At 70.6% G+C, this 7,933-nt stretch carries 8 protein-coding genes and 1 riboswitch; of the genes, 2 read left to right on the plus strand and 6 right to left on the minus strand.

All coding sequences use genetic code 11. The features are described from left to right. The first annotated feature begins 169 nt into the window (after positions 1–169). Complete coding sequence (locus WCJ52_RS09730; protein ID WP_336903108.1) at positions 170–751, plus strand: hypothetical protein; 582 nt, start codon at positions 170–172, stop codon at positions 749–751. Continuing rightward, complete coding sequence (locus WCJ52_RS09735; RefSeq protein WP_336903109.1) at positions 751–1,263, plus strand: ATP F0F1 synthase subunit B; 513 nt, start codon at positions 751–753, stop codon at positions 1,261–1,263. The genes WCJ52_RS09730 and WCJ52_RS09735 overlap by 1 nt, the downstream gene beginning before the upstream one ends. A gap of 5 nt (positions 1,264–1,268) precedes the next feature. On the opposite strand, the gene WCJ52_RS09740 is transcribed toward WCJ52_RS09735, so the two are convergent. The 6 genes from WCJ52_RS09740 to argS all read right to left on the minus strand — a co-directional run. Further along, positions 1,269–1,685, minus strand: a complete 417-nt coding sequence (locus tag WCJ52_RS09740) for a hypothetical protein (protein WP_336903110.1) — start codon at positions 1,683–1,685, stop codon at positions 1,269–1,271. 307 nt (positions 1,686–1,992) lie between these two features. Next, the gene (gene gcvPB / locus WCJ52_RS09745) at positions 1,993–3,576 is read right to left on the minus strand and encodes an aminomethyl-transferring glycine dehydrogenase subunit GcvPB (RefSeq protein WP_336903111.1); all 1,584 of its coding nucleotides are present in this window, start codon (positions 3,574–3,576) and stop codon (positions 1,993–1,995) included. Then, positions 3,573–4,919, minus strand: a complete 1,347-nt coding sequence (gene gcvPA, locus WCJ52_RS09750; protein ID WP_336903112.1) for an aminomethyl-transferring glycine dehydrogenase subunit GcvPA — start codon at positions 4,917–4,919, stop codon at positions 3,573–3,575. Before gcvPA ends, gcvPB begins: the two co-directional genes overlap by 4 nt. Before the next feature lie 3 nt (positions 4,920–4,922). Further along, a complete protein-coding gene (gene gcvH / locus WCJ52_RS09755) occupies positions 4,923–5,288 on the minus strand; it encodes a glycine cleavage system protein GcvH (RefSeq protein ID WP_336903113.1) in 366 nt (121 codons plus the stop codon). A gap of 13 nt (positions 5,289–5,301) precedes the next feature. Then, positions 5,302–6,417 carry a glycine cleavage system aminomethyltransferase GcvT gene (gcvT, locus tag WCJ52_RS09760; RefSeq protein WP_336903114.1) on the minus strand — a complete coding sequence of 372 codons (1,116 nt, stop codon included), beginning with the start codon at positions 6,415–6,417 and terminating at the stop codon, positions 5,302–5,304. A 165-nt stretch (positions 6,418–6,582) separates the two neighbouring features. Continuing rightward, positions 6,583–6,671: riboswitch (glycine riboswitch) on the minus strand. An 86-nt stretch (positions 6,672–6,757) separates the two neighbouring features. Next, positions 6,758–7,933, minus strand: a 1,176-nt coding sequence (gene argS / locus WCJ52_RS09765; RefSeq protein WP_336903115.1) for an arginine--tRNA ligase, incomplete at its 5' end; no start/stop codon positions are given.

The following is a 7,933-nucleotide window of genomic DNA, read 5'->3' on the forward strand; positions in this document are numbered from 1 at the left end:
CCAGTTCACCAACCTCATCCTCGGCGCCGCCCTGACCGAGGCCCTGGGCATCCTGGCCTTCGTGCTGGGCGTGCTCATCCTGTACGGCTGAGTTCAACTGATCCTGCGGCGACGCCGGCTGGCCTGCGGGTCGGACGGTGAAACCGCATCCTGAGGACGTCGTAGCCAAATGGCCGCCGAAGAAATCCCTCACGTCCCCGACGCCGTAAACGCGGCCCCGGAGGGCGCGCACGCCGGAACCGCGGCCGCCGAACATGGCGGCGGGGGCGGACTGCCCCAGTTCGAGTTCCAGTACTGGGGCGGCCAGATTGTCTGGCTGCTGCTGATCTTCATCGTCCTCTACACCCTCATGTCGCGGGTCTTCATCCCGCGCCTTCGCAGGGTGCAGGACACCCGGGCCCAGACCATCGCCTCGGCGGTAGCCGAGGCCCGCAGGGTGCAGGATGAGGCGGACGCCCAGGCCGCAGCGGCCCGCGCCGAGATCGACCAGGCCCGCACCCGGGCCCGGACGGTGGCGGCCGAGGCCAAGGCCAAGGCGAACGCTGAGTTCGCTGCCCGCCAGGCCGAGGCCGATGCTCGCATCGCCGAGGAAGTGGCCGCCGCCGAGACCCGCATCCGCGGCCTTCGCGACTCCGCCATGGCCAGCGTCGGTGACATCGCCGTCGAGACGGCCGGTGCCATGGTCCAGCGCCTGACCGGGACGGTGGCCTCCGCCGCCGACCTGCGCGCCGCCGTCAAGGGAGCCGCCTGATGAATCCCTTCCACATCTCCTTCGATCCAAGCCAGGCAGAGACCTGGGTCGGGGTCGGCCTGCTGATCTTCCTGGGCATTGTCGTCTTCGTGGCCAAGGCCCCGCAGATGATCGCCGGCCAGCTCGACGCCAAGCGGGACACCATCCAGCACGACCTGGACGAAGCCGCCCGCATCCGTGCCGAGGCCGAACGTCTCCTGGCCGAGCTGAAGGCAGAGCGCGTGGAAGCCGAGGCTCAGGTCCGGGGCATGCTGGCCGCCGCCGAGGAACAGGCCCGAGCCTACGAGGCCGACGCCAAGGTCCGGCTGGAAGAGTCCCTGGCCCGTCGCCAGCTGCTGGCCGAGCGCAAGATTGCCAATGCCGAGGCCCAGGCCGAAGCCGAGGTCCGCGCCGCCGCCGTGGATCTCGCCGCCCACATGGCCGAGCGGGTCATGGCCGACCGCCTTGCGGGCGCCAAGTCCGATCCCCTGGTGGATCGCGCCATTCCCCTTATCGCTGAAAAGCTCGGCTGAGGCCGTCAGGTCGCCGTCTTCCGGCGGCCCTTCGCCTTCTTCCGCGTCTTCACGAGAAACCGGAAACGCTTGGGCAGGATCAGGCGTTCAATCCTCAGCGACTGCTGCCAGGCAAAGGGGATGATCTCCGGGTCCCGGCGTAGGAGCCGGCGGAAGGGCCGGACGAACCGGGGATACCGGTTCTGAAAGCGAATGAACTCCCGCTTGGCCCGGAAGGATCCCCTCAGCACCATCATCAGGCCAACGACCGTGAGGGGCAGGCCAAGGGGTCCGGGAAGCGGCGCAATCACCACCCCCGCCACCACCAGGAACAACCCGCCCACGGTCAGGGACATCCGTACGATCCAGGACAGGATGGTGCGCGCCAGGGCGTCCGCCTCGCGGTAGACTGACCTTCTCTCCTTGGGTGCCTCCTCGGACACAGGCTTCAATTCCGCTGACACGAGAGGGTGGAAGGGGTCCGGGTCCGCGTTGCGGATGAGAGATGGACTGCTGCGACGACAGGAAAATAGCACCGGCGCATATCCCCGGCCGACACGTACGCCCGGGGGGCGGAGGCGCGCAGCAGAGACGAACTCGAAGAAGTGTGCGCCACGGTCATCTGACCCCGAATCAGGGCCTGTGGCGGACCACTCCCGCCGAAGGCAGGACAAAGGCTATGCGGCCCCGGCCGGGGCGCGTAAAGCCGTCCGGGCCCGGGGGCGACCTCCCCCCGGCGGGCGGAGGCCGCTATTCGGCGGCGAGCGGCGCCGGAGCCACACCCGGCTCGGCCGGACGCCAGGTCAGGCGTGGCTTGCGGGCGGCCAGGGTCTCGTCCAGGCGACGCAGGGGCGCCAGGTGCGGCGCAGAGGTGAACCGGTCCACATCCCCCGCCAGGGCAGCACCGGCCAGACCCAGGAGGGCGTCGCAGAACCGGTCGAGTTCGGCCAGGGACTCTGACTCCGTCGGCTCGATCAGCATGGCCCCGTGCACCACCAGAGGGAAGTACATGGTCATGGGGTGGAAGCCCTCGTCGATCATGGCCTTGGCGAAGTCGAGGGTGGTGACCCCCGTCCCCTCCAACCATCGATCGTCGAACAGGGCCTCGTGCATGCAGGGACCGTCGGGGAAGGCGGCGCTCATCACGCCGGACAGGCGGGCCTTGATGTAGTTGGCGTTCAGCACCGCATCCTCCGCCGCCTGGCGCAGGCCGTCGGCGCCATGGCTGAGCATGTAGGCGTAGGCCCGGACGAACATGCCCATCTGGCCATGGAAGGCGGTCATGCGCCCGAAGGCCTGGGCCGCCTCGGCCTCGGTCTCCTCCACCAGCCGGAAGCCCTCGCCGTCGTGAACGACCCAGGGGGTCGGGGCGAAGGGCGCCAGGGCCTCTGACAGGACCACCGGTCCCGACCCCGGACCGCCGCCGCCATGGGGGGTGGAGAAGGTCTTGTGCAGGTTGATGTGCATGGCGTCGACGCCCAGGTCGCCAGGCCGGACCCGGCCGACGATGGCGTTGAAGTTGGCACCGTCGCAGTAGAAATAGGCCCCCGCCGCATGGGTCAGGCGGGAGATCTCCAGGATGTCCCGCTCGAACAGGCCGCAGGTGTTGGGGTTGGTGACCATGATGGCGGCCACCTCGTCGTTGAGCTTGGCGGCGAGGTCGGCCAGGTCGACCCGCCCGTCCGCCGTCTGGCCGATCTCCATCACGTCATAGCCGACAAAGGCCGCCGTGGCGGGGTTGGTGCCGTGGGCAGAGGTGGGGGTGAGGACCAGCCGGCGCTGGATCTGGCCATGGGCCGCGTGAGCGGCGCGGATGGCCAGGAGGCCGCAGAGCTCACCATGGGCACCGGCCTTGGGCGACAGGGCCACAGCGGGCATGCCGGTCAGGGTCTTCAGCCAATGGGCCAGACGGTCCATCAGGGCCAGGGCGCCCTGGACCGCCGACACCGGCGCCAGGGGATGCAGGTCTGCAAAGCCGGGCAGGCGCGCCAGCTTCTCATTGAGCCGGGGGTTGTGCTTCATGGTGCACGAGCCCAGCGGATAGAGGGCCAGGTCGATGGCGTGGTTCTTCTGGCTCAGGCGGACATAGTGGCGCACCGTCTCCGGCTCCGACAGGCCCGGCAGGCGCAGGGGCTCGGCCCGAACAAGTCCGCCAAGGTCCTCGGTACCCGCCTCCGGCTCGGGCAGGTCGACCCCCGTGCCGGTCCAGGAACTGCGCTCGAAGATCAGGGCCTCGTCCTGCAACAGGCCACGGCCGCCGCTGAGGGAGGCGAAACCTGCGCCGGGGGTGTCGGAAACGGGCCGTGTTGGACGGCCAACAGAATTCAGGCTCATCCGCGGGTCCTCCGGGACAGGGCGACGACAAGGGAGTCGATATCGGCGGCGGTGGTGGTCTCGGTGGCGGCCAGCAGCAGGACGTCGTCCAGGCCCGCCGAGGGGTCGAGCCGAGAGACCGGCACGCCGGCCAGGATCCCCTCACCCGCCAGGGCCTCGACCAAGGCGGCGGCGGAGCCAGGAACCCGGACGGCGACCTCATTGAAGAACCGCGGCGTCAGCACCTCGACACCCGGGACAGCGCCGAGGGCCTTGGCGAGGGTCCGGGCCCGGCCATGGTTGACCTCCGCCAGCCGGCGCAGGCCCGTCCCGCCCAGCAGGGTCATGTGGATCGAGAAGGCCAGGGCGCAGAGGCCGGAATTGGTGCAGATGTTCGAGGTCGCCTTCTCCCGGCGGATATGCTGCTCGCGGGTGGAGAGGGTCAGGACGAAGCCCCGGCGGCCCTCGGCGTCCACGGTCTCGCCGCAGAGCCGGCCCGGCATCTGGCGGACGAACTTCTCCCGGCAGGCGAAGAGACCCACATAGGGCCCGCCGAAGTTCAGGCCGACCCCCAGGGACTGGCCCTCGGCCACGGCAATGTCGGCGCCCATCTCGCCGGGCGGCTTCAGGAGGCCCAGGGCCACGACCTCGGTTGTGACCACAACCAGCAGGGCGCCGGCGGCGTGGGCGGCCGCGGCGATGGCGGTGACGTCGGTCACTGTGCCGAAGACGTTGGGCGTCTGGACAACCACGCAGGCGGTCTCGGAATCGATGGCCGCCAGGACGTCGGCCTCGGCGTCGACCGCTGCCGGACGCCGGGCGATCTCCATGCCCTCGGCTGTGGCGATGGTGGCGGTGACAGCGGCGTAGTGCGGATGCAGGCCGCCGGACAGCACCGCCTTGCGTCGGCGCGTGACCCGTCGGGACATCATCACCGCCTCGGCGCAGGCCGTGGAGCCGTCGTAGAGCGAGGCATTGGCCACCTCCATGCCCAGAAGGGCGGCAACCTGGGTCTGGAACTCGAACAGGACCTGCAGGGTCCCCTGAGCGATCTCAGGCTGGTAGGGGGTGTAGCTGGTCAGAAACTCCGACCGCTGGATGATGTGGTCCACCGTGGCCGGGACCTGGTGTCGGTAGGCACCCGCGCCGCAGAAGAAGGGCCCGGCGCCGGCCGGCCGGTTGAGGGCCGCAAGGGCCGAAAGCTCGCGCTCGACCTCGATCTCGCCGGCGTGGCGGGGCAGGTCGACGGGGGCGGACAGGCGCGCCGGGGCGGGCACGTCGGCGAAGAGGTCGTCGGCGCTGGCGGCACCGATGACCCCCAGCATGTGGCGGCGATCTGCCGCGTCCAGCGGGAGGTAACGCATGGCTCAGAGGGTCTCCAGGAAGGCGTCGTAGGCAGCGCGGTCCATCAGGGCGTCATACTCGGCCCGGTCGGCGATCCGCACCCGGGCGAACCAGCCGCCAGCCTCGGGGTCGGCATTGACCGTCTCGGGCGCGCCGGACAGGTCGCCGTTGGCCTCGACCACCTCTCCGGAGAGCGGGGCGTAGACGTCGGAGGCGGCCTTGACGCTCTCGACCACCGCCATGCCCTCGCCAGCCTTCAGGCCGCGGCCGGGCTCGGGCGTCTCGACATAGACCACGTCGCCCAGCTGCTCGGCGGCATAGGCCGTGATGCCGACGGTGGCGACGTCGCCGTCGAGGGCGACCCATTCATGGTCCTTGGTGAAGCGCATGGGAAAGGTCCTTTCAGGGTCGGCGGACATAGCGGTGGGGAACAAAGGGCAGGTCGGTGGTCTCGACGGGCCAGGTGCGGCCGCGGACCACCACGCCCAGCCTCTGGCCCGGGGCGCAGAGGGCGGCCGGGGCAAAGCCGATGGCGATGGGCACCCCAAGACTGGGCGAGAATCCGCCGGAGGTGACGATGCCGACCTCGGCGCCATCGGCATCGACGATCACCGCGCCCTCCCGGGCGGGGGCGCCTTCCAGCACCTTCAGGGCAATCCGGGCCCGGGTCAGGGCGCCGGACGCTTCGGCCAGGATCCGGGCTGCGCCGGGGAAGTCGCAACGGCGGCGGCGGGATGGGGAAAGCGCGAAGGCCAAGCCCGCTTCGATGGGGCTCACCGAGGGATCCACGTCGTGGCCGTAGAGGGGCAGGCCCGCCTCCAGTCGCAGGGAATCCCGGGCGCCCAGGCCGATCGGGCGCACCCGCGGGTCAGACAGCAGGGCAGCCCACACCCGGGGTGCCTCGGCAGCCGGCAGGGAGATCTCAAAGCCATCCTCGCCGGTGTAGCCCGAGCGCGAGACGACCAGGTCGACCTCGCCGAAGCCGGTCAGGGCAGCACTGTCCATGAAGGCCATGCCGGTGGCCGCCGGCACATGCGCCGCCAGGACGGCCGCCGCCTCAGGTCCCTGCAGGGCCAGGAGGGCGCGGTCCTCGATCCGGACGAGGCGGGCGTCGCCGGACAGCTTCGCATCCAGGAAACGGAAGTCCTCGTCCTTGCAGGCCCCGTTGACCACGATGAAGAGGCCCTGGTCGTCCGGCCGGGCCGCCATGAGGTCGTCGAGGATCCCGCCGGTGTCGTTGAGGAGGACAGAGTACTTTTGCCGCCCAGGCTTCAGGGCCGCGAAATCCCCCGGGGTGACGGCTTCGAAGGCTGCCGTTGCGTCCGCCCCGAGGATCCGGGCCTGGCCCATGTGGGAGACGTCGAACAGGCCTGCGGACGTCCGGGTCCAGGCATGCTCCTTCATCACCCCGTCGGGGTACTGGATGGGCATGTCATAGCCCGCGAAGCCCGCCATGCGCGCGCCCGCGGCCAGGTGGGCCGCGTGCAGGGGCGTGCGCTTCAGTTCGGGTTCGCTCATCAGGGACTCCCGGCGACGACAGACGATCGCGCACCGGCCTGGCCGATGTGCTTCGCCCCCGCTGTCCTTGGCACCTGAGAGATTTCAGCCGCCCGGAGGGTCTCCGGCAGGCCTTGCTCCTTCGGCGAGCGCCGGGATGGACCCGACGCTGCTTTCCAGCGTTCCTTCGCCTTCGCGGTCCTTTTGCCTGAGCGTTTCCGGGGCGGTTGCGCCTTCGGCTCCGGGACAAGCCCGGTCTCTCCCGCGAGAGTCGTCCGCACGGTGTGCGATACCCCCCATGGAGTCAATGAGTCGGGGCCCGGGATCGGGATTGTCCACAGGTTGCGGCCCCTGGTGCCCCCTACATCCGCTCGGGTGCGGACAGGCCCAGGAGGTCGAGGCAGAGCTCAAGCTGGCGCAGGACCGTTCCCGCCAGGGCCAGGCGCGAGGCGCGCACCTCGCCCTCGGCTGGCAGGATGGGGCAGGCGGCGTAGAAGCGCGAGAAGGCCTGGGCCAGGCGGTAGGCATGGTCGGCGACCAGGTTCGGCGCCCGGCGGTCGTAGGCCTCGGCCAGGGCGTCGTCGAAGGCGTCGAGCAGCAGGGCGAGCTCGCGCTCAGACGGGTCAACGATGTGGAGGGCACCGGCCTCCAGCCCCTGCTCGGCCGCCCGGCGCAGCACCGACTTGATGCGCACGGCCTGGTAGAGGAGGTAGGGACCGGTCTTGCCCTCGAAGCTGGTGAAGCGGTCGAGGTCGAAGACGTAGGAGGTGCCGCGGAAGTTCGACAGGTCTGCGAACTTCAGCGCCGCCACGGCCACCTGGTGGGCCGTCGCCTCGAAGGCCTCGGGAGCCAGCTCCGCGCCCAGCCCCGCCTCGCGCAGGCGCTCGCGCGCCCGGTCCCGGGTCATCTCGATCAGGTCGTTCAGCTTCAGAACCCCGCCCTCCCGGGTCTTGAAGGGCTTGCCGTCGATCCCGTTCATGGTGCCGAAGCCGATGTGCTCCAGCTGGCCCTCGGCGACGTAGCCGGCCAGGACGGCGGCGCGGAACACCACTTCGAAATGGTCGGCCTGCCGCTGGTCGACGACGTAGAGCACCTGTTCGGGATCGAAGGTCCGGCGACGGTCGAGAATGGTGGCCAGGTCCGTCGTCCCGTACATGGCCGAGCCCTCGGAGGACACCACCAGCAGGGGGGGCAGGTCGCGCTTGTCGCCCTGGCGGCCCACCCGGACGATCCGGGCACCCTGGTCGTCCTCCAGCAGGCCGCGGGCCTCCAGGTCGGCGACCATCTCCGGGATCAGGGGATCGGCGTCGCTCTCGCCCTTCCACAGGTCGAAGTCCACGCCCAGGGCGTGGAAGTCCCGGGCCAGGGCGACCTGGGTCACCCGGGCAAAGTGCCGCCACAGGAGGAGGCATCCCGGCCGGCGGGATTGCAGGGCAGCGGTCAGCCGCCGGGCGCGGTTGCGGTAGGTCTCGTCGGTCTTCCCCAGGGCCGCGGCCTCCGGATACATCCGGTCGAGGTCGGCCAGGCTGACGCGCCG

It is taken from the genome of Phenylobacterium sp. (genome assembly GCF_037138395.1).
Taxonomy (GTDB): Bacteria; Pseudomonadota; Alphaproteobacteria; order Caulobacterales; family Caulobacteraceae; genus Phenylobacterium.

Coding starts and splice junctions, on each gene's coding strand:
- gcvPB (WP_336903111.1), bottom strand. CDS start 3,576: ATGAGCCTGAATTCTGTTGGCCGTCCAACACGGCCCGTTTCCGACACC.
- gcvT (WP_336903114.1), bottom strand. CDS start 6,417: ATGAGCGAACCCGAACTGAAGCGCACGCCCCTGCACGCGGCCCACCTG.
- gcvPA (WP_336903112.1), bottom strand. CDS start 4,919: ATGCGTTACCTCCCGCTGGACGCGGCAGATCGCCGCCACATGCTGGGG.
- gcvH (WP_336903113.1), bottom strand. CDS start 5,288: ATGCGCTTCACCAAGGACCATGAATGGGTCGCCCTCGACGGCGACGTC.
- WCJ52_RS09735 (WP_336903109.1), top strand. CDS start 751: ATGAATCCCTTCCACATCTCCTTCGATCCAAGCCAGGCAGAGACCTGG.
- WCJ52_RS09730 (WP_336903108.1), top strand. CDS start 170: ATGGCCGCCGAAGAAATCCCTCACGTCCCCGACGCCGTAAACGCGGCC.